The organism is Nonomuraea sp. B208 (assembly GCF_057536035.1).
In genome coordinates this window covers 610,454-631,658 of the sequence record NZ_BAAJOU010000027.1, presented here as the reverse complement: position 1 = coordinate 631,658, position 21,205 = coordinate 610,454, and the positions used below count along the sequence as shown (strand labels likewise).

At 71.7% G+C, this 21,205-nt stretch carries 16 protein-coding genes; 2 read left to right on the top strand and 14 right to left on the bottom strand.

Going from position 1 to position 21,205, the window contains the following annotated elements:
* Nucleotides 1-310: 310 nt before the first annotated feature.
* The 7 genes from AC27IY_RS34560 to AC27IY_RS34530 form a co-directional block, all read right to left on the bottom strand.
* Nucleotides 311-1,738: an MFS transporter gene (locus AC27IY_RS34560; protein ID WP_487180551.1), complete on the bottom strand. Its 1,428-nt coding sequence runs from the start codon at nt 1,736-1,738 to the stop codon at nt 311-313.
* Nucleotides 1,739-1,768: 30 nt separating this feature from the next.
* The gene (locus AC27IY_RS34555; protein ID WP_487180550.1) at nt 1,769-4,003 is read right to left on the bottom strand and encodes a family 78 glycoside hydrolase catalytic domain; all 2,235 of its coding nucleotides are present in this window, start codon (nt 4,001-4,003) and stop codon (nt 1,769-1,771) included.
* Complete coding sequence (locus AC27IY_RS34550; protein ID WP_487180548.1) at nt 4,000-5,148, bottom strand: serine hydrolase domain-containing protein; 1,149 nt, start codon at nt 5,146-5,148, stop codon at nt 4,000-4,002. Before AC27IY_RS34550 ends, AC27IY_RS34555 begins: the two co-directional genes overlap by 4 nt.
* Entirely contained in the window at nt 5,145-6,056 is a 912-nt protein-coding gene (locus AC27IY_RS34545) for an alpha/beta hydrolase (RefSeq protein WP_487180547.1), read from the bottom strand. Before AC27IY_RS34545 ends, AC27IY_RS34550 begins: the two co-directional genes overlap by 4 nt.
* Nucleotides 6,053-8,251, bottom strand: coding sequence for a glycoside hydrolase family 3 C-terminal domain-containing protein (locus AC27IY_RS34540; RefSeq protein WP_487180546.1), 2,199 nt, complete (start codon nt 8,249-8,251; stop codon nt 6,053-6,055). Before AC27IY_RS34540 ends, AC27IY_RS34545 begins: the two co-directional genes overlap by 4 nt.
* Complete coding sequence (locus tag AC27IY_RS34535; RefSeq protein WP_487180545.1) at nt 8,248-9,393, bottom strand: serine hydrolase domain-containing protein; 1,146 nt, start codon at nt 9,391-9,393, stop codon at nt 8,248-8,250. The genes AC27IY_RS34540 and AC27IY_RS34535 overlap by 4 nt, the downstream gene beginning before the upstream one ends.
* A 159-nt stretch (nt 9,394-9,552) precedes the next feature.
* On the bottom strand, nt 9,553-10,374 hold the full coding sequence (locus AC27IY_RS34530) for a helix-turn-helix transcriptional regulator (protein ID WP_487180544.1): 822 nt from the start codon (nt 10,372-10,374) through the stop codon (nt 9,553-9,555).
* Between the two features lie 55 nt (nt 10,375-10,429).
* On the opposite strand from AC27IY_RS34530, the gene AC27IY_RS34525 reads away from it, so the two are divergent.
* Nucleotides 10,430-11,983, top strand: coding sequence for an AMP-binding protein (locus AC27IY_RS34525; protein ID WP_487180543.1), 1,554 nt, complete (start codon nt 10,430-10,432; stop codon nt 11,981-11,983).
* A 19-nt stretch (nt 11,984-12,002) separates the two neighbouring features.
* Here AC27IY_RS34525 and AC27IY_RS34520 read toward each other — a convergent pair whose 3' ends face one another.
* From AC27IY_RS34520 to AC27IY_RS34500, 5 genes are all read right to left on the bottom strand, one after another.
* The gene (locus AC27IY_RS34520; protein WP_487180542.1) at nt 12,003-12,989 is read right to left on the bottom strand and encodes a LacI family DNA-binding transcriptional regulator; all 987 of its coding nucleotides are present in this window, start codon (nt 12,987-12,989) and stop codon (nt 12,003-12,005) included.
* Nucleotides 12,990-13,028: 39 nt separating this feature from the next.
* The gene (locus AC27IY_RS34515) at nt 13,029-14,300 is read right to left on the bottom strand and encodes a glycoside hydrolase family 1 protein (protein ID WP_487180541.1); all 1,272 of its coding nucleotides are present in this window, start codon (nt 14,298-14,300) and stop codon (nt 13,029-13,031) included.
* 14 nt (nt 14,301-14,314) lie between these two features.
* A complete protein-coding gene (locus AC27IY_RS34510; RefSeq protein ID WP_487180540.1) occupies nt 14,315-15,745 on the bottom strand; it encodes an MFS transporter in 1,431 nt (476 codons plus the stop codon).
* A gap of 42 nt (nt 15,746-15,787) precedes the next feature.
* Entirely contained in the window at nt 15,788-16,909 is a 1,122-nt protein-coding gene (locus AC27IY_RS34505; protein WP_487180539.1) for a serine hydrolase domain-containing protein, read from the bottom strand.
* Between the two features lie 208 nt (nt 16,910-17,117).
* Nucleotides 17,118-17,744 (bottom strand): TetR/AcrR family transcriptional regulator, encoded by a 627-nt coding sequence (locus tag AC27IY_RS34500; protein WP_487180538.1) that lies wholly within the window; start codon nt 17,742-17,744, stop codon nt 17,118-17,120.
* Nucleotides 17,745-17,894: 150 nt separating this feature from the next.
* On the opposite strand from AC27IY_RS34500, the gene AC27IY_RS34495 reads away from it, so the two are divergent.
* The gene (locus tag AC27IY_RS34495) at nt 17,895-18,695 is read left to right on the top strand and encodes an SGNH/GDSL hydrolase family protein (protein WP_435408672.1); all 801 of its coding nucleotides are present in this window, start codon (nt 17,895-17,897) and stop codon (nt 18,693-18,695) included.
* A gap of 42 nt (nt 18,696-18,737) precedes the next feature.
* Here AC27IY_RS34495 and AC27IY_RS34490 read toward each other — a convergent pair whose 3' ends face one another.
* Complete coding sequence (locus AC27IY_RS34490) at nt 18,738-19,415, bottom strand: SDR family NAD(P)-dependent oxidoreductase (RefSeq protein WP_371248074.1); 678 nt, start codon at nt 19,413-19,415, stop codon at nt 18,738-18,740.
* A gap of 9 nt (nt 19,416-19,424) precedes the next feature.
* Nucleotides 19,425-21,134, bottom strand: a complete 1,710-nt coding sequence (locus AC27IY_RS34485) for an IlvD/Edd family dehydratase (RefSeq protein WP_487180537.1) — start codon at nt 21,132-21,134, stop codon at nt 19,425-19,427.
* Nucleotides 21,135-21,205 lie beyond the last annotated feature (71 nt).

The following is a 21,205-nucleotide window of genomic DNA, read 5'->3' as shown; positions in this document are numbered from 1 at the left end:
GCAATCCTCACCGGGGACCGGCACCGTATGGCCCTGCTGATGGCCAAAACCCCCTACCTGTTCGACGTCAGCCCAGCACGCACACCCCCCGCCTCCGCCGTCCGCCCGATTGGGTGACCACCGCCGCGGACCTCGACGCCCTCCTTCCCGCACTGCCGGAGCGTCCTGACCGCGGTGGCCCTCCGTCAACCCCCCCGCACAACTGTGATCCGAGGAGAACCAGCGCACCGCGGACGTCGTCTTCGCGGTCAACCTCGTCGACTTCGGCCCGGACGGCCGCGCGAGCTGCGCCTTCGCCTTGCCGAGCCGTTCACCTGACCTTCTTGACGGGCATGATGGCCGCGGCGGCCGCGACCGCGGTCAGCAGGGAGAGCACCCAGACCACGCCGTAGCCGCCGGTCAGGGCGACGAGCTGGCCGGCGACGACGGGGCCGATGGCCTGGCCGAAGCTGAAGCTCATGCTGCCCAGCCCCAGGTCGCGGCCGGCGGCCTGCTTGTCGGGCAGTACGTCGATCAGCAGGGCCCGGTCCACGGCCAGGTAGCAGCCGGCGGCCAGGCCGGCGATGACGTTCTGGACGAACAGCGACGCCAGGGTCGGCCACAGCAGCGGCACCAGCATGGAGACGGCGAACAGTGCCGAGGCTCCGATCACGAAGGGCTTGCGGCGCCCGATGCGGTCGGACAGCCGGCCGGTGACCAGCATCGCGACGAGGGTGCCCGGCAGGACGGTCAGGGACATCAGCGGGATGAACCGGGTGGCCTCGGCGGCGCTGAGGGCGGGCTGGATGTAGCTCTGCATCATGTAGAGGCTGAAGGCGTTGGACGCGCCGTAGCTGAACATCATCGTCACCGACGCGACGCAGACCCACCGGAAGTCGGCCGAACGCAGCGGGATGACGTACGACTTGAGCAGGGCCAGCCAGTTGGCCGGAGGGAGCTGCAGCCCGGTGGAGGAGCGGTCGCGGGCGATCAGCACGAACAGCAGGCCGGTGACGGCCAGGGCCAGGGCGAAGGGGAAGTAGGCGTCCAGACCCATCACGCCGAACAGGGTGCCCGCGGCGACGGAGCCGAGCAGCGCGCCGAACAGGGTGCCGATGCCGGACAGGGCGGAGACGGTGCCGAGCTTGTTGTGCGGGATGCGGTCGGGCACGGTGGTGCCCAGCGCTCCTTGGGCGGCGTTGATGGCGAGCTGGGCGAGGGCCCACGTGGCGATGAGCAGGCCGATGCCGGCCGAGTACCGGGCTCCGATCACCAGGGCGGCGCCGAGGACGGCCCCGCCGGCGATCCACGGGGCACGCCGGCCCCAGCGCGAGCGGGTACGGTCCGACAGCAGCCCGGCGATGGACTGGACGAACATCGTGGCGATGGAGCCGACGGCGGTGACGATCGACAGGCTGCTCGCGCGGGCCGCCTCGTAGGAGGCGAGCAGGTCGAGCTGGTGTTGCTGCTGCGCCGTGGCGGTGGCGGCGCCGGCGTCGATCTGGGCCTTGAGATTGGTCAGCTGTTGCAGGTTCGCGGTGGCGTCCGGGCCGGTGAAGTAGTGGGCGAACTCGATGTCCTGGACCTGCAGGGGCAGGATGACGGCGCCGACGCCGCCGTAGACGGCCGTGATGCCCGCCATCGCCAGGATGTAGAGGAGCAGGTAGCGGCGGAAGGGCGGCCCGCCGAGGTAGGTCATCGAGGTGCCGGGCACCGAGGGTTCGGCGATGTGCGGCTGGACGGGTGCGGCAGTGGTCATGGCAGCGTCTCCCATGGGGGGTGTGGAAGGTCAAAGAGCGCTGGTGAAGGCGTGAGCGCCGCCGGTCACCGTGTGGCGGGCGCCGTCGGGCAGGACGACGTCCGCCTCGATCCCCTTCGGGACGTGGATCTCGACGTCGAAGCCCATGTCCTGGCGGCGCCAGCCGCACGCGACGCGGCCGTGGGGGGTGTCCAGGGTGCCCCGGGCCCAGTCGAGGCCCGGGCCGGGGGTGGGCCGCAGGAGGACTCGGGCGTAGCCGGGTTCGGCGGGGCGGATGCCGGCGACGCTCTTGTAGAGCCAGTCGACGACGGCGCCGAGGGCGTAGTGGTTGAAGCTGGTCATCTCGCCTGGGTTGACGGTGCCGTCGGGCAGCAGGGAGTCCCAGCGTTCCCAGATCGTGGTGGCGTCCATGGTGACGGCGTAGAGCCAGGACGGGCACCGCTCCTGGAGCAGGAGCCGGTAGGCGTCCTCGACGTGGCCGGTCTCGGTGAGCGCCCAGGTGACGTAGGGGGTGCCGGCGAAGCCGGTGGCGACGCGGTGGTCGTCCTCTTGGACCAGGGCGGCGAGCCGGTCGCCTGCGGCCTGGCGCAGCTCGCCGTCCAGCAGCCCGAAGTGGATGGCCAGCGCGTAGACCGTCTGCGCGTCGGAGCGGATGGTGCCGTCGTGGTGCACGTAGTGCTTCATGAAGGCGTCGCGGGTGCGCCCGGCCAGGTCTCTCCAGCGACGGGCGTCCTGATCCTCGCCCAGGATGGCGGCCGTGTCGGCGGCGAAGCGGGCGCTGCGGTACAGGCAGGCCGTCGCGACGACTCCCGGGTCGGCCTTCGCCTGGTGGGGCCGGTCGGGCGGCGCGGCCGGGTCGAGCCAGTCGCCGAACTGGAAGCCGGTGTCCCACAGTCCCGATGGGGACAGCCGGGCTTCGGCTCCCTCCAGGTGCCGGACCATGGCGGGGTAGTGCTCGGCCAGCCGGTCGCGGTCGCCGTACGCGTGCCACAGGGTCTCGGGCACCCAGACGGCGGCGTCGCCCCAGATCGCGGTGGGCCCGAGCATGGGTTCGCTCTTCGCGCGGACCTCGGCGGGCGCGAACTTGAGCACGTTGGGCACCACGAACGGGACATGGCCGGAATGCTCGGTCTCCACGGCGAGGTCGAGCAACCAGCCGTGCAGCACGTCGGCGCAGTCGAACTGGTAACAGGCGGCCGGCGCGTAGACGGCGATGTCGCCGGTCCAGCCGAGGCGTTCGTCGCGTTGCGGGCAGTCGGTGGGCAGGTCGAGGAAGTTGCCCTTCTGGCCCCAGACGGAGTTCTCGACCAGCCGGTTGACCAGCGGGTTCGAGCACTCGAACGTGCCGGTGCGGCGCATGTCGGAGTGCACCACCACGGCTTCCAGGTCACCGGGTTGCCCGGTGATCTCGGCGTAGCGGAAGCCGTGGAAGGTGAGCGTGGGCTCGAAGACGTCCTCGGGGCCGCCGGACAGCACGAAGGTGTCGGTGGCGCGGGCGCCGCGCAGCGGACGGGTGGCCAGTTCCCCGTGCTCCAGGACCTCGGCGTGCCGGACGGTGATCTCCGTCCCGGCCGGGCCGGAGGCGCGCAGCCGGATCCAGCCGACGAGGTTCTGCCCGAAGTCGACGAGCGTCCTGCCGCTGGGCGAGGTCCAGGTACGGACCGGCCGCAGCGTCTCGTGCCGGGTGATGGCCGGCTTGGTCTGCGGCACCGGCGTGGAGCGGTCGAAGTCGAGCACGCGGACGGGCAACTGCTCGCCGGACGGCGGGCGGGCGTCCATCCGTACCCCGTCGTACAGGCTGTTCTCGGTGATCTGAGAGCGGCGCGCGGTCCAGTGCGGCCCGGTCACCGCCACCTGGGTGGCGCGGTCGCGGTAGGTCACCTCCAGCTCGGCGATGAAGCCGATCGACGGGCCGTAGTCCAGGTTCAGGCCGGTGAAGCCGAGGCCGCCGCGCCACCAGCCGTTGCCCACCAGCACCTCGACATCGACGAGGTCGGCCATCAGTCGGGTGACGTCGTACTCCTGCACCTGCAGCCGCCACTCGTAGGAGCTCCAGCCGGGGGAGAGGACGGCGTCGCTCACGGGACGCCCGCCGATGCGCGCTTCGTACGCGCCGTGGGCGGTCGCCCTGAGGGTCGCCCGCACCACCTGGGAGGCCGGCTGGGCGAGCGCGAGCCGGGTGCTGAGCAGGAGGGCGGCGCCGCGTTCCGCATCCGCCGTGATCATGAAGGCGTGGTCGAGCACGCTGATGGTTCCTTTCGTCACGTGTCGAGCACTGCTTTGAGCGCGGCGACGACCCGCGGCACGTTGCTCGTGGCCTGCATGCGGTTGGTGAGGTAGCCGAAACCGACGCGGTGAGCCGGATCGGCGAAGCCGGCCTGTCCGCCCGCCCCGTCGTGGCCGAACGACGCGTCGCTGAGCAGCGGAAGAGCCTCGGACGACAGCTGCACGCCGACGCCCCAGCGGTGGAACGGGCCGGGGCTGCCCGCGTCCATGAGACCGGGGCCGCTGCTGCGCTCGCGGGTGAGCAGGGCGACACCGCGATCGGACAGCACGCGCCGCCCGCCGGTGGGCGTCACCACCGAGGACCAGACCCGCGCGAGTCCGGACGCCGTCCCGAGGCCGCCGCCGCTGACCAGGCCGGCCTGCTGCACCCGCGGGTCGTTGAAGCCGCCGTCCTCCGTGACGAAACCCAGCGGGAAGGCGCCGCCGGTGGTGAGGAACCGCCTGCTCTCCGCGTCGGTCAGCAGCCGCTCCAGCATGCGGCCCTGCGCCTCGTACGCCGGCGAGACCGACAGGTGCGCGACCCGGGCGACCTCGGCGTCCGTCGCCTGCAGCGTCACCTCTGCCGGCGAGAGCTCGCGGAACAGCTCGGGAAGCTCCCGCCCGGTCGCCCGGACCACCACCTCACGGATCAGCGGTCCCCAGGTGATCGCGTGGTACATGTGGCTTTCACCGGGCGTCCACCGGGGCCGCTGTGCGGCGAGCCGGGCCGCGAAAGCATGGCTGTCCAGCACCTCGTTCAGCGGGAGATCCGCGTCGGGTGAGATCAGGCCGGCCCGGTGCGCCAGCAGGTCCCCGACCGTGAGTTCGTCCTTGCCGTGGATGCCGAACTCCGGCCAGTACCGCGCGACGGGCCCGTCCAGGTCGATCCGGCCCTGCTCGGCGAGGCGGGCGACGACGAGGGCCGCCAGCCCCTTCGTCGAGGAGAACAGCACGGCCATCGTCCGCTCGTCCCACGGGCGACCGGTGCGGGCGTCGGCGGTGCCGCGCCACACGTTCACCACCTCGGCGCCGTCCTGCCAGATCGACAGCGCCGCACCACCCGACTCCGGCTCGGTCACGGTCTCGGCGAAGGCCGCCACCACCGGCTCGAACGGCGGCTCGAAGGTTCCGCCGATCTCACTCACCGGAGCCCCAGGCGGGCGGCCATGCGGTCGAGGGTGGCGTGCGCGACGTCGAGACCGACCAGGTTGAGATGGCCGTGCAGGACGCCCGGCGAGGTGACCTGCTCGACCTCCACGCCGGCGGCGCGGAGCTGGTTGGCGAAGCGTTCGCCGCTGCCGCGCAGCTGGTCGAACTCGTCGTTGTCGAGGTAGGTGGGCGGGAAGCCGCGCAGGTCCTCGGCGTGGCCGGGGAACGCGTACGGCGAGGCCGTCCCGACCGGGGCGCCGTCCAGGTAGATGGCGAACACCTGGTCGATGAGATGGGCCGGGAAGCTCAGCGCGGCGGGCACCTTGGTCAGGGCCGCGGCCAGCTCGTCCGACGGCTCGGGCAGCGGGGCGTGCACCAGCGGGTACAGCAGCAGCGCCTGCCAGGGCGTCTCACCCTCGTCGCGCAGCCGCAGGGACGCCCCCGCGGCCAGGTTGCCGCCGGCGCTGGCCCCTCCCAGCGCCACGCGGGCCGGATCGACGCCGAGCTCCGCGGCGTGCTCCCGTACCCAGCGGTAGGCGGTGACCACGTCGTCCACCGGTGCGGGGAAGTGCACGTTCTCGTCGCACAGCCGGTACTCGACGGAGACGACGACCGCGTCCGCCCGGCCGGCCACGCCCCGGGAGGTCTCATGGGCCTCGGGCATGTCCAGGTCGCCGCCGACCCAGGCGCCGCCGTGCAGCCACACCAGGCACGGCCGGTCGGCCGCGTCCCTCACCGGGCGGTAGATCCGCAGCCGGAGCGCGCCACCGGGCCCCTCGATCGCGCGGTCCTCGATCCTGAGCTCCCATGTCTCGGGCGGGCCGAACGGCTCGCTCAGCAGCTCGGGTCCCGTTGAGCGCTCCATGCGGGCGGCGAGGTCCGGGTGGAACCCGTGGTCGTTCATGTGGTTTCCTTCCGCGCGGCGGCGGCGAGTGCGGTGACGGCTTCCGTGGTGAGCCCGAGGATGGGCCCGGTGAACTTGCCGAGGGGGATCTGGGCCACGGCGGACAGCACCAGAGGATCGACGTCGTCGAGGTCGACGGCGCCGGGATGCGCGGTGAGCCGCTCGCGCAGGAGCTTCCCGCCGACCGGATGGTCGAGCCATTCGCCCAGCGAGGACGCGCCGGTCAGCTCGTCGGCGATGCCGTCGCCCGGCGTGCGCAGCTCGGCGCGCAGCCGGATGTCGCGGGAGGAGGCGCCCACCTCGACCGTGAACGCGCCCGGGTCGATGCGCCAGCCGCCCCTCTTGGTGGAGTACCAGGCGAGGTCACGGCCGGTGAGCCGGAACTCCGCCCGCGCCGAGGCCCCGGGCTCCAGCGGCAGCTTGGCGAAGCCGCGCAGCTCGTGCCGGGGCCGCGTGGGGTGCGGCTCGTCGAAGGCGACATAGAGCTGCACGACCTCCGCGCCGTGCCGGGAGCCGGTGTTGGTGACGGTGACGCGGACCGTCCAGGCGTTCTCGCCGGTCTCCTCCACCTCCAGGTCCGCGTAGGAGAAGGTGGTGTAGCTCAGTCCGTGCCCGAACGGGTACGCCACCGGCACGTCGAGGGTGTCGTAGTGGCGGTAGCCGACATAGCGGCCCTCACCGTGCACGGTGTGGCCGTCCTGGCCGGGGAAGTGCAGGTAGGAGGGCACGTCCTGGAGCTGGAGCGGGATCGACTCGGTCAGCTTGCCCGACGGGCTGTGCGCGCCGAAGATCAGGTCGGCCAGCGCGGCGCCGCTCGCCTGGCCGCCGAGCCAGGTCTCCAGGATCGCCTGTGCGTCGTCCCGCCAGGTGCTCACCGACACCACCCCTCCGTTCGCCAGCACGACCGCGACCCGGGGGCAGATGGCGGCCACCTCGCGCAGCAGGTCCACCTGGCAGCGGGGCAGGGAGAGGTCGGCGCGGTCCTGCCCCTCGGTCTCCGACTCCTCAGGAAGACCCAGGAAGAGCAGGACGACGTCGGCCTGGGCAGCCTGGGCCACGGCCTCCTCCGGCGGCGTGCCGGGGGAGAACGTCAGCTCCAGGTCCGGGCCGGCCGCCTGGCGCAGCGCGTCCCAGGCGTTGTCGAGACGGGTGGGGGTCACGCGGGAGCTGCCGTGGCCCTGGTAGCGCGGGGTGCGGGCGAACTCGCCGATGACGGCCACCTTGAGCCGCGCCATCGGGTCGATGGGCAGCAGATCGTCGTCGTTCTTCAGCAGCACGGCGCCCGCCCGGGCCACCTCGCGGGCCAGCTCGTGATGGGCGTCCGCGTCCCAGTCGTCGAAACGGCGTGCCTGGTCCACGCGTTCCCGCAGCCGCAGGACGCGCCCGGCGGCTGTGGCGACGGTGTCCTGACTCAGGCGGCCCTCCTCGACCGCCGCCGTGACCTGACGGTCGGTGCCGTCCGGTGGCATCTGCAGGTCGAGACCGGCGGCGAGGGAGGCGACCCGGTCGTTGACCGCGCCCCAGTCGGACATCACCAGGCCGTCGAAGCCCCACTCCTCGCGCAGCACCCGCGTCAGCAGCCACTCGTTCTCGCACGCGTGCACGCCGTTGATCCGGTTGTAGGCGGCCATCACGGTGTACGGCCGGGCCTCGCGCACGATGTGCTCGAAGGCGTGCAGGTACAGCTCGCGCAGCGTGCGCTCGTCGACGTCCGCGCTGACGCGCATCCGGTCGGTCTCCTGGTTGTTGACGGCGAAGTGCTTGACGCAGGCGCCGATGCCCAGGGACTGGATGCCGTCCACGAGCGCGGCGCCCATGACGCCGCTGACGTGCGGGTCCTCGGAGAAGTACTCGAAGTTGCGTCCGCACAGCGGGCTGCGCTTGATGTTGACCCCGGGGCCGAGGACCACGTCCACGCCGAGGGCGGACGCCTCCCGCGCCAGGGCCGCTCCGACGCGGCGGATCAGCGAGGGGTCCCACGTCGAGCCCGACGTGACGGCGGGCGGGAAGCAGGTGGCGGGCACGCTGGCGGACAGCAGCGATCCGTCCTGCGGTCGCCGCAGCCCGTGCGGGCCGTCCGACAGGCGCAGCGCCCGGACCACGTCGCCGACGGCCTTCGTGGTCCACGCCGTGCCGCCCGAGGTGAGGGACGCCTGCTCGGAGAGGGAGAGCTTCGCGAGCCGGTCGGAGGTCATGCCCACTGTGCCGCCTGCCCCTCGATGGCGGCGTGCCGCTCGACGTCACTCAGCAGGTCGCGGTCCATCCCGTTGACGAGCAGGCAGAACGACAGGCCGGTGGCCGGGTCGGCCCAGGCCGACTGGCCGCCCGCCCCGCCGTGGCCGAACGCTCGCGGCGAGACGGCGCCGCCGAACGGCCGCAGCGGCACCTCGATGCCGAGCGAGGGGATCTTCAGGGCGGCGCCGTCGTCGGGCCCGGCGATGATCAGACCGATGCTGCGGTTGGCGGGGGCGCCCATCCGGATGGGATCGGGGAGGGTGGTGCGGATCTCGCCGGTGGCCGTGGTCAGGATGTCCGGTCGCCACAGTCCCGCCGTGTTGTGCAGCAGCTGCTGGTAGAACAGGGCCACGCTCGCCGCGTCGGAGAAGGCGCCCGCGCCCGGCACGCCCACGGCCACCAGCTCGGGGTCGTTGGCGACCGACAGGGTCCGCGCCGAGTCGGCGTCCATGACGGCCTCGTCCACCGGCTGCCCGAACAGCGCCTCCAGCACCTCCGTCCTGCGGGTCCCGGTCGCGGTGACCCGCTTGAGGTCCGCCTGCCGGTCCACTGGCACGCCCAGCTCCAGCCGGTCCAGGCCCAGCGGGTCGAGGACCCGGGCGCGCAGCGCCTGCCGGTGGTCCTGGCCGGTCACGCGGTGGACGACCTCGGCCAGCACCCAGTGCGCCGAGGTGGCGTGGTACGCGTAGCGGCTCCCTGGCGGCCATTCCAGCCGCCACGACGCCATCTCGGCGGCCCGCTTCTCCCTGGAGACGTTGGCCTCGCGCGTGATGCCGGCGTTGGGGAAGCCGCAGGTGTGCAGGAGCACCTGCTCCAGGGTGACCACGTCCTTGCCGTACGCGCCGAACTCGGGCCACACCTCGGCCACCCGGGTCTCCAGGGCGATCAGTCCCTCACCGAGCAACTGCCACACGAGCGAGGCCACGATCGGCTTGGTGGCCGAGAACAGGCAGAACCGGTCGCCGTCACGGGCGTCGCCGAACGACTCGAACGCCAGGATCTCGCCGCGCCGCGCGACCGCGAACTGCGCGGCCGGCCAGACGCCGTCGTCGACCGCCTGCTGGATGTGGTCGCGCAGCGAAGCGCGGCCGTTGGGGTTCATCGCGTCTCCTCGCACAGAGGGCGAACATGTCTGCACGGACTGCTACTTATACGTCTCAGTCTTCCTGGGAGAGCAACCTAACCCCGGGCGAACCGGAGGACAAGAGGTTGTTGAAACGTTTTTAGCCACATTCCGGAAACAGCGCCGACACCTGCGAGCTCAGGGCAGCCGGCCCAGCCGCCGGGCGACGACCACGGCCTCATGCCGGGACCCGGCGCCGAGCTTGCCCATGAGGGCCTTCATGTAGCTCTTGACCGTGAAGGTCGTGAGGCCGAGCGCCGAAGCGATCTGCGCGTTCGTCAGGCCGCCCGCCACCAGGGCGAGCACGTCGTTCTCCCGGGCCGTCAGCATGAGGCCGGCCGGCCCGGGCTCCTGGTCGGTGAAGCGATCGGCCTCACGCAGGAGCTCCTCGCGGATCGCCGGATCGGCGGTCCGGGCGGCGAGCAGGCGCAGCTGGGTGTAGGTGTCGCGCAGGGCTGCCCACAGCCGGTGGTTCTCCTCGACGACGGCTGCCTCGCCGCCCTGCTCCGGACGGAAGCTCTCCACCGCGTGTGCGACGACGAGATCGTGCTCAAGTGTTCTGGTCTCGCCCGCGACGACGTCGTAGACGCGGCCGCCGATGATCTGCGTGTCGCGGAACGCGGCGTAGACGACGGCGACCGTTCGCCTGGCGACCACCACCGGGACCGCCACCATCGCCCGCAACCCTTCGGCCCGGATGATGCGGTCGTACTGGTGCGTGATGTGCGGCGCGCGAACGTAGTCGTCGACGACGACGGGCCGCTGGATGGAAGCGGCCTTCCCGCCGAGGCCGTGTCCGAAGGAGAGCTTCACCCCGGACAGAGGACCCACGACCGGGCCGTCGAAGCGTTCGAGGAGCACGCCGCCACGGTCGACAGGACCGGCGAACGCGAGCGAAACCCCGGTCAGAGACCGGATCCTGGCCAACGTGGTCTGCACCCGCTCGGCCTGAGGCTTCATGAACACCCTCTTCGGAGGGTACGCGTGTGGAACATCACGGCGCAGAGTATGTCCCATGCCACATGCGAATCACAGGGACGTTTCCGCGCAGCTCGAATCCTGGCAGGCCGCCTTCGCCACGGCCGGGGCGTGTGCGGCGGAGTTGTTGTGCGACCGGCACGACCCGGCGGCGGTCGCCTTCACCTTCGTCGAGCCCGATCTCAGCGCGCGTGACCTGACCTACGGGGAACTGGCGGACGCGTCGAGACGGCTGGCGACGGCGCTGGCACGGTCCGGTGTCGCCGCCGGGGACAGCGTCGCCGTGCTGATGGGCAAGCGCCGAGAACTCGTGGTGACCCTGCTGGCGATCTGGCGGCTCGGCGCCGTTCACGTGCCCCTGTTCACCGCGTTCGCCACGCCCGCGATCGAGATGCGCGTCCGGGCGAGCGGCGCCCGGCTGATCGTCACCGAGCCCGGCCAGCAGGGCAAGCTCGCATCCCTCCAGGACCTCACAACGCTGGTGGCCGGCCCCGAGCTGGACGCGCTGATCGCCGGCTGCGAACCCCTGGAAGACGCGGTGGCCGTCGGGGGGAAGGGGACGCTGATCCGCCTGTTCACCAGCGGCACCACCGGAGCGCCGAAGGCGGTTCCCGTCCCGGTCGAGGCGCTGGCGTCGTTCGCCTGCTACATGCACTACGGGCTGGACGTCACCGCCGAGGACGTGTTCTGGAACGCCGCCGACCCCGGCTGGGCCTATGGCCTGTACTACGGCATCCTCGGGCCGCTGGCCCTCGGCCGGCGCAACCTGCTGCTGAACGCCGGGTTCACCGCCGAATCCACGCTCGCCGTCTTCAAGGCGTTCGGCGTCACCAACTTCGCCGCCGCGCCGACCGTGTACCGCGGCCTGCGACGCGGCGGCGTGGTGGACGGGCTCTCCCTGCGCCGCGCCTCGTCGGCGGGTGAGCCGCTCACACCCGACATCACGACCTGGGCGCCAGGCGCACTCGGTGCCGAGGTGCGCGACCACTACGGGCAGACCGAGCACGGCATGGTGATCGTGAACGCCTGGCACCCCGACCTCGCCGAACCCGTCCGGCCCGGCTCGATGGGCAAGCCGCTGCCCGGCTTCGCCGCCGGCATCGTGGACGGCAAGGTGGCGCTCGATGTCACCGCCAGCCCGCTGATGTGGTTCACCGGCTACGCCGATGCCCCGGGCCGCTTCACGCAGGACGGGCGCTGGTATCTGACCGGCGATGCCGGATCCATGGACGACGACGGCTATTTCTTCTTCTCCGCCCGTGACGACGACCTCATCCTGATGGCCGGCTACCGGATCGCGCCCTTCGACGTCGAAAGCGTGCTGGCCACCCACCCGGCCGTCGCCGAGGTGGCCGTGGCCGGGCGGCCCGACGAGCTGCGCGGCGAGGTCGTCGAGGCGTTCGTGGTCCTGGCCCACGGGGTCGCGGGTTCGCCAGAACTGGCCGCCGAGCTGCAGGGCGTCGTCCGTACCGGCTACTCGGCCCATGCCTACCCGCGCCAGGTGCACTTCGTGGACGCCCTGCCCAAGACCCCCAGCGGCAAGATCCAGCGCTACCTCCTCCGCCGGCCCGACACGCCCAGCGTGCCCTGACCGAGGCGGTTCAGCTCGTTCAGGCGGACCGGCGGACCACCAAGGTCGCGTTGTCCGGCGGCGCGGAGCGGCGGGCGTCCGGTCTTTCCAACCCCTTGAGCACGGCGTCGGCGAGTTCGGCGGCGACGGCTTCCATGCGCTGGTCGATCGTGGTCAAGGCCGGCTCGGCGAAGCGGGCCATGGGGATGTCGTCCACCCCGATGACGGCCAGGTCCGCAGGGGCCGACAGGCCGGCGGCCCGCACGCCCGCCAGCAGGGCGATGGCGACCTCGTCGTTGAAGGCGCACACGGCGGTGACGCCTTCCGCCCGCCAGGCCCGCGCCGCCGCACTCGCGGCTTCCGCGTCCAGCGCGACCTCCCGCACCGACGGCGGCGGCAGGCCGTGATCGGCGCAGCCCTGCCGGACGCCCGCCAGCCGCGGATCGAAGAAGGCACGCACGCGGGGATCGGCCGGAGCGGCGTACCCGATCCGGACGTGCCCCTGCGAGATCAGATGGTCGGCCTGCATCCGCCCGATCCGGATCTGCCCGCGGGTCATCACGTTCGGCTCGCCCTCGCTGTCGCCCCAGACGTTGACCACGTAGGTGCCCGAGGCGCGCATGTCCGCGCGGTTCTCCTTGGTCACGGGAGCGAAGGTGACCACGGCGGCCGGCGCCAGGTCCTTCCACAGCGAGGCGACGGTGCGTCCGCTCTCGATGCGGGTGATGACGCTGAGACCGTGCCGTTCCAGGTCGGCGGTGAGGTGCTCGATCAGCTCGATGGCCGTGGAGCCCAGCGGGATGTTCGCGATGAGCAGCAGCACGATGTCGCTGCGGCCCAGCCGCAGGGTCCTGGCCGCGGCCGAGGGGGTGTAGCCGAGCTTCTCGACGGCCGCGTGGATCCGTTGCCGGGTCTCCTCGGCGATCTTCTGATGCGACACGTCGTTGAGCACGTAACTGACCGTGGCCTGCGAGACTCCGGCCTCCCTGGCCACGTCGACCGACGTGACCCGCCGTGCTCTGGCCACCCGAGCCCCCTCGTCTCACCTGCGCAGGACTGAATCGTATCAGCGGCCTCGGACCCCTTCATCGATGTCCAGGCGGGCTCCGTCGGTGGCCGCCACCTCTCCCAGCCATCGCAGGCTCGGCTTGGGGACGCGTTCGAAGGTCTCGCGGTCCACGCCGGCCAGGCCGAACGTCATGGCGTGGCCGGCGTGCCATTCCCAGTTGTCCAGCAGGGTCCAGTGCAGGTAGCCCAGCACGTCGGTGCCGTCGGCGATGGCCTCGCCCAGGCCGGTGAGGGCTTCGCGGGTGTAGGTGATGCGCAGGTCGTCGTCGGCGGTGGCGATGCCGTGCTCGGTGACCAGGACGGGCACGCCGGTGAAGCTCGCGGCGAGGCGGACGGTGTTGCCCAGGGCTTGGGGGTAGTACTCCCAGCCGGTCTGGAAGGTACGCCCGGTGCGGGCGGCCTTGAGGGGTCCGTCCGGGCCGAAGACCATGCGGGTGTAGGTCTGCACGCCGACGAAGTCGTCGTCCTTCGACAGTTCCAGGAACGGCTCCACGATCTGCCGCAGCATCTCGGCGGTTCTCTGCTCGCCGCCCTCCGCTGCCTGGAAGTCCTGGATGGTGAGGGACCAGCCGACGCGGGCCTTCGGCTGGAGTTCCTTGACGGCGGTGCGGGCGCGGCGGTGTGCCCGGCAGAGGTTGACGATGCCTTCGGGAGTGGTGACGGGCAGAGCGACGGTGGCGGTGCCGGGCTCGCCGCCGACGCGGCGGGCGAACGCCTCCGCAGGGCCCTCCTGCGCGGCCTCGGCCGGTCCGCCGTAGGCGAGCAACCCGGTCGAGGCCAGCAGAACGCCGACATTCGGCTCGTTCAACGTCACCCACCACGTCACCTCGCCGGCGAAGTGGGCGACGACCTGGCGGCAGTAACGTTCGAACAGTTCGGGCGCGTCGGGCTGGTTCCAGGCTCCGTCGCGGGCGAACCAGGCGGGCACGGTGAAGTGGCTGAGGGTGACGATCGGGGTGAGCCCGCGGGCGTGGCAGGTCGCGGCCATGCGCAGGTAGTGGTCGAGCTCGGCGCGCGAGAAGCGGCCCTTCTCGGGTTCGACGCGTGACCATTCGACGCTGAAGCGGTAGGCGTTGAGACTGGCGTCGGCCAGCAGGTCGATGTCGTCGGGATAGCGGTGGTAGCTGTCGCAGGCGTCACCGGACGGTTCGTGGAAGATGCTGTTCGGCACGTGTTCCATGGCCCAGACATCGCTGGCGGTGTTGTTGCCTTCGATCTGGTGTCCGGAGGTCGCGGCTCCCCACAGGAAGGAGTCGGGAAAGGCGGGCATGCGGTTCTCCATTCCTACGTGATCTTCTTGACCGGGACGATCGCCACGGTCGCCACCAGCGCGACCAGGATCGCCATCACCCAGACCATGCGGTAACCGCCCGTCAGGCCGACGACCTGGCCGGCCAGGACGGGACCGATCGCCCCGCCCAGGCTGAAGCCCATGCCGCCCAGGCCGAGGTCGCGACCGGCGGCGCCGGTCCGGTCGGGCAACACGTCGATCAGCAGGGCCCGGTCCACCGCCAGGTAGCAGCCGATGGCCAGGCCGCCGACAACGGCCTGGCCGAACAGGGCCGGCAACGCCGGCCACAGCAGCGGCACCAGCATGGACGCGGCGAACAGGATCGAGGCGCCGATGACGAAGGGCTTGCGGCGGCCGATGCGGTCGGACCACCTGCCGGTGACGAGCATCGAGACGAGCATGCCCGGAAGGGTGACGATGGACAGGACGGGGACGACGCGGGTGGCTTCGGCGGCGCTGAGCGCCGGCTGGATGTAGCTCTGCATCATGTAGAGGCCGAAGGCGTTCGACACGGCGTAGCTGATCGCCATCGTCAGCGACGCGATCCAGACCCAGCGGAAGTCGGCCGAGCGCAGCGGGACCAGGAACGACCTCAGCAGGCCCGCCCAGTTCGCGTCAGGCACCTGGAGCGCGAGCGAGGACCGGTCGCGGGCGACCAGCACGAACAGCAGGCCCGTGACGGCCAGAGCCAGGGCGAAGGGGAAGTAGCTGTCCAGACCCAGGACCCCGAAGACCAGGCCGGCGGCGACCGAGCCGAGCAGCGCCCCGACCGAGGTGCCGATCCCGGACAGCGCAGAGACGGTGGCGAGCCTGTTCTCCGGGATCCGGTCGGGCACGGTCGTGTTCAGCGGCCCCTGCGCCAGGTTGATCGCCACCTGGACGAGGGCCCACAGCGCGATCATCAGGCCGATGCCGGCCGAGTACCGCACCCCGATCAGCAGGGCGGCGCCGAGCACCGCGCCGCCGGCGACGTAGGGAGCGCGCCGCCCCCAGCGGGAGCGGGTGCGGTCCGACAGCAGCCCGGCGACCGGCTGGACGAGCATGGTGGCGATGGAGCCGACGGCGGTGACCATCGACAGGCTGCCCGCCCGGGCCGCCTCGTAGGAGGCCAGCAGGCCGAGCTGATGCTGCTCCTGAGCGGTCGCGGTGGCGGCGCCCGCCTCGATCCGCGCCTTGAGGTTGGTCAGTTGCTGCAGGTCGGCGGTGGCGTCCGGCCCGGTGAACCAGTGGGCGAACTCGATGCCCTGGATGTGCAGCGGCAGGATGATGGCCCCGATGCCCCCGTAGGCCGCGGTGATGCCCGCCATCGCGAGGATGTACACGAGCAGGTAGCGGCGGAAGGGCGGGCCGCCGAGGTAGGTCGTCGACGTGCCCGGGACAGAGGGTTCGGCGAAGTGGGGCGGAGCGGGTCGTGCTGTGGTCATCGCAGTGGCTCCTCGGGGAGAACGTGGCCTGGTGGCCCGCCGTCACACCAGTTCCGGCACCTGGGACTCGATGGCGAGGTGGCGTCGGAGATCGGCGACCACGTCGCGGTCCATCCCGCTGGTGACCAGGCAGAACGACAGACCGGTCGCCGGGTCCGCCCAGGCGGACTGCCCGCCTCCTCCGCCGTGGCCGAACGCGCCGGGCGACACTCGCGACCCGAACGGCTGCAGGGGCACCTCGATGTCGTGTGACGGGATCTTCAGGGCGGCGCCGTCGTCGGGCCCGGCGATGATCAGACCGATGCTGCGGTTGGCGGGGGCGCCCATCCGGATGGGATCGGGGAGGGTGGTGCGGATCTCGCCGGTGGCCGTGGCCAGGATGTCCGGCCGCCACAGTCCCGCCGTGTTGTGCAGCAGCTGCTGGTAGAACAGGGCCACGCTCGCCGCGTCGGAGAAGGCGCCCGCGCCCGGCACGCCCACGGCGCGCAGCTCCGGGTCGTTGACGATGGCGAGCACGTCCGCCAGTTCGGCCTCCGCGGCGGCCTCGTCGACCGGCTGCCCGAACAGCGCCTCGAACACGTCGATAGAGCGGGTCCCGGTCGCGGTGACCCGCTTGAGGTTCCCCTGCCGCTCCACCGGCACGCCCAGCTCCAGCCGGTCCAGGCCCAGCGGGTCGAGGACCCGGGCGCGCAGCGCCTGCCGGAAGTCCTGGCCGGTCAGCCGATGGATCACCTCCGTCAGCACCCAGTGGGCCGACATGCCATGGTAGAAGAACCGGCTGCCCGGCTGCCACTCCAGCCGCCACGACGCCATCTCGGCGGCCCGCTTGTCGCGGGAGGCGATGGCCTCGCGGGAGATGGCCGCGGACGGGAAGCCGCAGGTGTGCAGGAGCACCTGCTCCAGGGTGACCACGTCCTTGCCGTACGCGCCGAACTCGGGCCACACCTCGGCCACCCGGGTCTCCAGGGCGATCAGTCCCTCACCGAGCAACTGCCACACGAGCGAGGCCACGATCGGCTTGGTGGCCGAGAACAGGCAGAACCGGTCGCCGTCACGGGCGTCGCCGAACGACTCGAACGCCAGGATCTCGCCGCGCCGCGCGACCGCGAACTGCGCGGCCGGCCAGACGCCGTCGTCTACCGCTTTCCGGATGTGGTCGCGCATGATCGTCAAAGGTCGGCTGCTGGTCATGGGCACGTGGCTCACGTCTCCTGGAAGGGTCACTGCGAGGGCAGCGTTGGACGATGGAAGCCCCGGCTGAGCGTTACTTATACGTCTCAGTGCTTCTGGATGAGCAACCTAACCGGTGACAAGCCGGGCGGCAAGAGGTTGTTGAAACGTTTTTAGACGAGTCGGGGGAGCGTGATGCTCGTCAGCGGTTCAGGGAGGTGAGGTCCAGGTTGTGGAAGGCGTTCTCGACGAAGCGGGCCGCGAGGTGCTGGGCGGCGTTCAGGTCGCCGCCGTGGTCGAGGGTGTGCTCGCAGACTTGGAGTGCGACGCCGACGCAGGCCGCGGCAAGGGTGTCCGCCGTGGAACCGAGGTCGGGCCCGAACGTCTCCTGGCGGCGCCGGATGAGACCGGTCAGCTGCTCGGTCACGTTGTCGACGACCTCGCGCCGCAGGGTCGCCGGCATGTCGCCGGTCCTCTCACCCCGGAAGAGCAGGTTGAAGCCTTCGGCCCGCTCGGCCGCGAAGCGGAAGAGTGGCTCCATGCCGGCCCGGGACAGTTCCGCGAGAGGCAGGCGGGTGCCTCGCTCGTAGGCCTCGGCGACCCACCCCCGGAAGACCTCCGCCTCACGTCGTACGACATGCAGGTAGATCTGCTCCTTGTTGCCCAGCCGCGCGTACAGGGTCGGCTTGGTCGTCCCGGCGCGCCTGGCGATGTCCGCGACCTGTGCGGCGGCGTATCCCTCGGCGTGGAAGACGGCTCGCGCCGCGTCGAGGAGGTCGTCTTCCACGAAGCGGCGGCCGCTGAGGCCGGCATGGGTGCGTGCGGACACCGGGCAAGTCTACGGATGACCGCCGGTCCGGTCCGAGGACCACCGCGTCGGCCCATACCTTGACCTCAAGTAAAGGTCGGTCTAGCTTTACTTCGCGTCAACCTCCGTCGCCGCGATCGCGGCACGCCCTCACACCCCCCTGGAGGAACCATGCGAAGGAACTCAGCCCGTCTCCTCACCGTCCCTCTTCCTCTGGTGGCCGCCGTCAGCCTGCTGGCCGCACCGGCCCACGCGGCCACTTCCGCCTACGACTCGACCACCCGGTACGTCGCCATGGGGGACTCCTTCTCCTCCGGTCTCGGCGCCCCGGGAGCCACCCTCGACTGCGGCCGCAGCTCACAGGGGTACCCCACGCTGTGGGCCCAGGCCCACGGCATCACCACGTTCACCGACGTCACCTGCGGCGGCGCGGTGACCGACGACGTGCTCGCCGAGCAGATCTCGGGCCTGACGGCGGACACCGACGTGGTGACCATCACCATCGGCGGGAACGACGCCGGCTGGGGAGCGCAGGTGCTGACCTGCATGCAGTCCGGCGACGCCGCCTGCACCGGCGCGGTCAACCAGGTCGTGGCCGGGCTGCCCGCCATCGCGGCCAAGGTCGACACGACCTACGCCGCGATCCGCCGGGCCGCGCCGTCCGCGAAGGTCTACGTGCTCGGCTACCCGCTCCTGTTCGAGGAGAGCTCGGGCTGCAGCGCCTGGATCGTCCCCAACCAGTACCAGCGCAAGGAGCTCAACCGGTTCGGCCGGGCGCTCAACCAGACCCTTGCCCAGAGCGCGGCGAAGTCCGGCTTCCAGTTCGTCGACGCCCAGGCGTTCTTCGCCGGCCACGCCGTCTGCTCCAGCCAGTCGTGGATCCACCCCGTGCTCAACCCCACCCCGCTGCACCCCAACGCCAACGGCTACCGGCTCGGCTACCTGGCCGCGCTCAACTCGGCCACCGGCTGATCCGGCATCGACGCGCGGCGGGGTCCCGGGCTCCGCCGCCTGTCAGTAGGTGGCCCGGCCGCCGCTGATGTCGTAGACGGCGCCGGTGGAGAAGCTGACCTTGTCGGAAGCCAGCCAGGCGATGAGCTCGGCGACCTCTTCGGGCCTGCCGACGCGGCGCATGGGAATGAGGCTGGTGATATGGGCCAGAGCCTCGGGGGCGGTGTCGGCGTTCATCGGAGTCTCGATCACGGCGGGGGCGATGGCGTTGACCAGGACGCCGCTGGTGGCCAGCTCCTTGCCGAGCGACTTCGTCAGGGCGATGACGGCGGCCTTGCTGGCGGAGTAGGGGGCCATGTTGGGGTTGCCGTCCTTGCCCGCCATGCTGGCGAGGTTGACGATGCGGCCCCAGCCGCGCTCGCGCATGCCGGGGACGAAGGCGCGGCAGGTGTGGAAGGTGCCGTTGACGTTGACACCGAAGGTGCGCTGCCAGCCGTCGAGAGGGATCTCCCACAGGGGCGCGTTGGGGCCGACGATGCCGGCGGAGTTGACGAGGATGTCGACGGGGCCGATCTCGTCGGCGGCGGCCTGGACGGCTGCCGGATCGGCGACGTCCACGACGAGGTCGGCGCCGTCGGCGACGTCGAGGGTGATGACGTCGACACCGTCGGCTTCGAGGCGGATGGCGGCGGCCTTGCCCAGGCCGCTGACGCCGCCGGTGATGAGGGCGGTGCGGGACATGGGGTCCTTTCAGTGGGATTCGCGGGGTACGGCGTCGCCGCTGGAGCCGATGAGGAAGTCGAGGTCCGCGCCGGTGTTGGCCTGCTGGACGGTCTCGACGTAGAGGCGCTGCCAGCCCCGCTCCGGGCGGGCGAACGCCCTGGTCATCTCCGGGGAAGGCTGCCGGGCGGCGAGTTCGCCGGCCGGGAGGTCGATGTCGAGGCGCCGGTTCTCGACGTCGAGGATGATCATGTCACCGGTGCGGACGAGGCCGAGCGGCCCGCCGGCGGCGGCTTCGGGAGCGACGTGCAGGATGACGGTGCCGTAGGCGGTGCCGCTCATGCGGCCGTCGCAGATGCGGACCATGTCGCGTACGCCCTGGGCGAGCAGCTTGGGTGGCAGCGGCAGGTTGGACACCTCGGGCATGCCGGGATAGCCCTTGGGGCCGCAGCCGCGCAGGACGAGCACCGCGTCGGGCGTGACGTCGAGGTCGTCGATGCGGGCGTGCAGATCCTCGACGGAGTCGAACACGACGGCCGGACCGCGGTGCTGGAGCAGGTGAGGTGAGGCGGCGGCGGGCTTGATGACCGCGCCGTCAGGGGCCAGGTTGCCGTACAGGACGGCGATTCCGGCATCCTGTTGCAGCGGCTGCCGCCGGGAGCGGATCACCTCGCGGTCGTGCACCTTCGCGTCGCCGAGCGCCTCGACCAGGGGGCGGCCGGTGACGGTGATCGCGGCCGGGTCGAGCAGGTCACGCACCTCGTTCAGGACCGCGTGCAGGCCGCCGGCCCGGTAGAGGTCGTCCATGAGGTGCCGGCCGGCGGGCTGCAGGTCGGCGAGGAGGGGGACGCCGGAGCCGGTGCGGTCGAAGTCGTCCTGGGTCAGGTCGACGCCGAGCCGTCCCGCGATGGCGAGCAGGTGGACGACGGCGTTGGTGGAGCCGCCGAGGGCGGCCAGCGCGACGATGGCGTTGAGGAACGAGCCGCGCGTCATGACGTGCGAGGGGCGGCGCCCGTCGGCGATCATCTCGACGACGAGGCGGCCGGTCTCGTGGGCGCCTTCGAGCAGGCGGCTGTCGGGGGCGGGAGTCCCCGCCAGGCCGGGCAGCGTCATGCCGAGCACCTCGGCCAGCAGGCCCATGGTGGAGGCGGTGCCCATCGTGTTGCAGTGACCCTTGCTGCGGATCATCGACGACTCCGAGCGGAGGAAGTCGGCCTCCGACAGCGTCCCGGCGCGTACCTCCTCGCTGAGCCGCCACACGTCGGTGCCGCACCCGAGCGGGACGCCGCGGAAGGTGCCGGTGAGCATCGGCCCGCCGGGCACCACCACGGCGGGCAGATCCACCGAAGAGGCCGCCATGAGCAGCGCGGGGATCGTCTTGTCGCAGCCGCCGAGCAGCACCACGCCGTCGATCGGGTTGGCGCGCAGCATCTCCTCGATCGCCATCGCCGCCATGTTGCGCCAGAGCATCGCGGTGGGGCGGACGTTCGTCTCGCCGAGCGAGACCACCGGCAGGTTCAGCGGCACGCCGCCCGCCTCCCACACGCCGTGCTTGACGTGCTCGGCGACCTCGTTCAGGTGCATGTTGCAGGGGGTGAGGTCGGAGGCGGTGTTCGCGATCGCGATGTGCGGCCGGCCGTCGAACGCGCCGGACGGCAGCCCGCGCCGCATCCACGCCCGATGGATGTAGGCGTTGCGGTCGCCGCCTGCGTACCACTGACCGCTGCGGCTCCAGGCCATGAAGACAACCACGCTTTCCGGTGACGAGGGCGGGGAGGGCAGTCGCGCTGCACATACGTATAAGTCGGGCA

Excerpts from the sequence above, each read along its gene's own strand:
- AC27IY_RS34510 (WP_487180540.1), bottom strand. The coding sequence starts at position 15,745 with ATGACCACAGCACGACCCGCTCCGCCCCACTTCGCCGAACCCTCTGTC.
- AC27IY_RS34535 (WP_487180545.1), bottom strand. The coding sequence starts at position 9,393 with ATGAACCCCAACGGCCGCGCTTCGCTGCGCGACCACATCCAGCAGGCG.
- AC27IY_RS34505 (WP_487180539.1), bottom strand. The coding sequence starts at position 16,909 with ATGCGCGACCACATCCGGAAAGCGGTAGACGACGGCGTCTGGCCGGCC.
- AC27IY_RS34490 (WP_371248074.1), bottom strand. The coding sequence starts at position 19,415 with ATGTCCCGCACCGCCCTCATCACCGGCGGCGTCAGCGGCCTGGGCAAG.
- AC27IY_RS34560 (WP_487180551.1), bottom strand. The coding sequence starts at position 1,738 with ATGACCACTGCCGCACCCGTCCAGCCGCACATCGCCGAACCCTCGGTG.
- AC27IY_RS34515 (WP_487180541.1), bottom strand. The coding sequence starts at position 14,300 with ATGCCCGCCTTTCCCGACTCCTTCCTGTGGGGAGCCGCGACCTCCGGA.
- AC27IY_RS34495 (WP_435408672.1), top strand. The coding sequence starts at position 17,895 with ATGCGAAGGAACTCAGCCCGTCTCCTCACCGTCCCTCTTCCTCTGGTG.
- AC27IY_RS34530 (WP_487180544.1), bottom strand. The coding sequence starts at position 10,374 with ATGAAGCCTCAGGCCGAGCGGGTGCAGACCACGTTGGCCAGGATCCGG.
- AC27IY_RS34525 (WP_487180543.1), top strand. The coding sequence starts at position 10,430 with ATGCCACATGCGAATCACAGGGACGTTTCCGCGCAGCTCGAATCCTGG.
- AC27IY_RS34545 (WP_487180547.1), bottom strand. The coding sequence starts at position 6,056 with ATGAACGACCACGGGTTCCACCCGGACCTCGCCGCCCGCATGGAGCGC.
- AC27IY_RS34485 (WP_487180537.1), bottom strand. The coding sequence starts at position 21,134 with ATGGCCTGGAGCCGCAGCGGTCAGTGGTACGCAGGCGGCGACCGCAAC.
- AC27IY_RS34540 (WP_487180546.1), bottom strand. The coding sequence starts at position 8,251 with ATGACCTCCGACCGGCTCGCGAAGCTCTCCCTCTCCGAGCAGGCGTCC.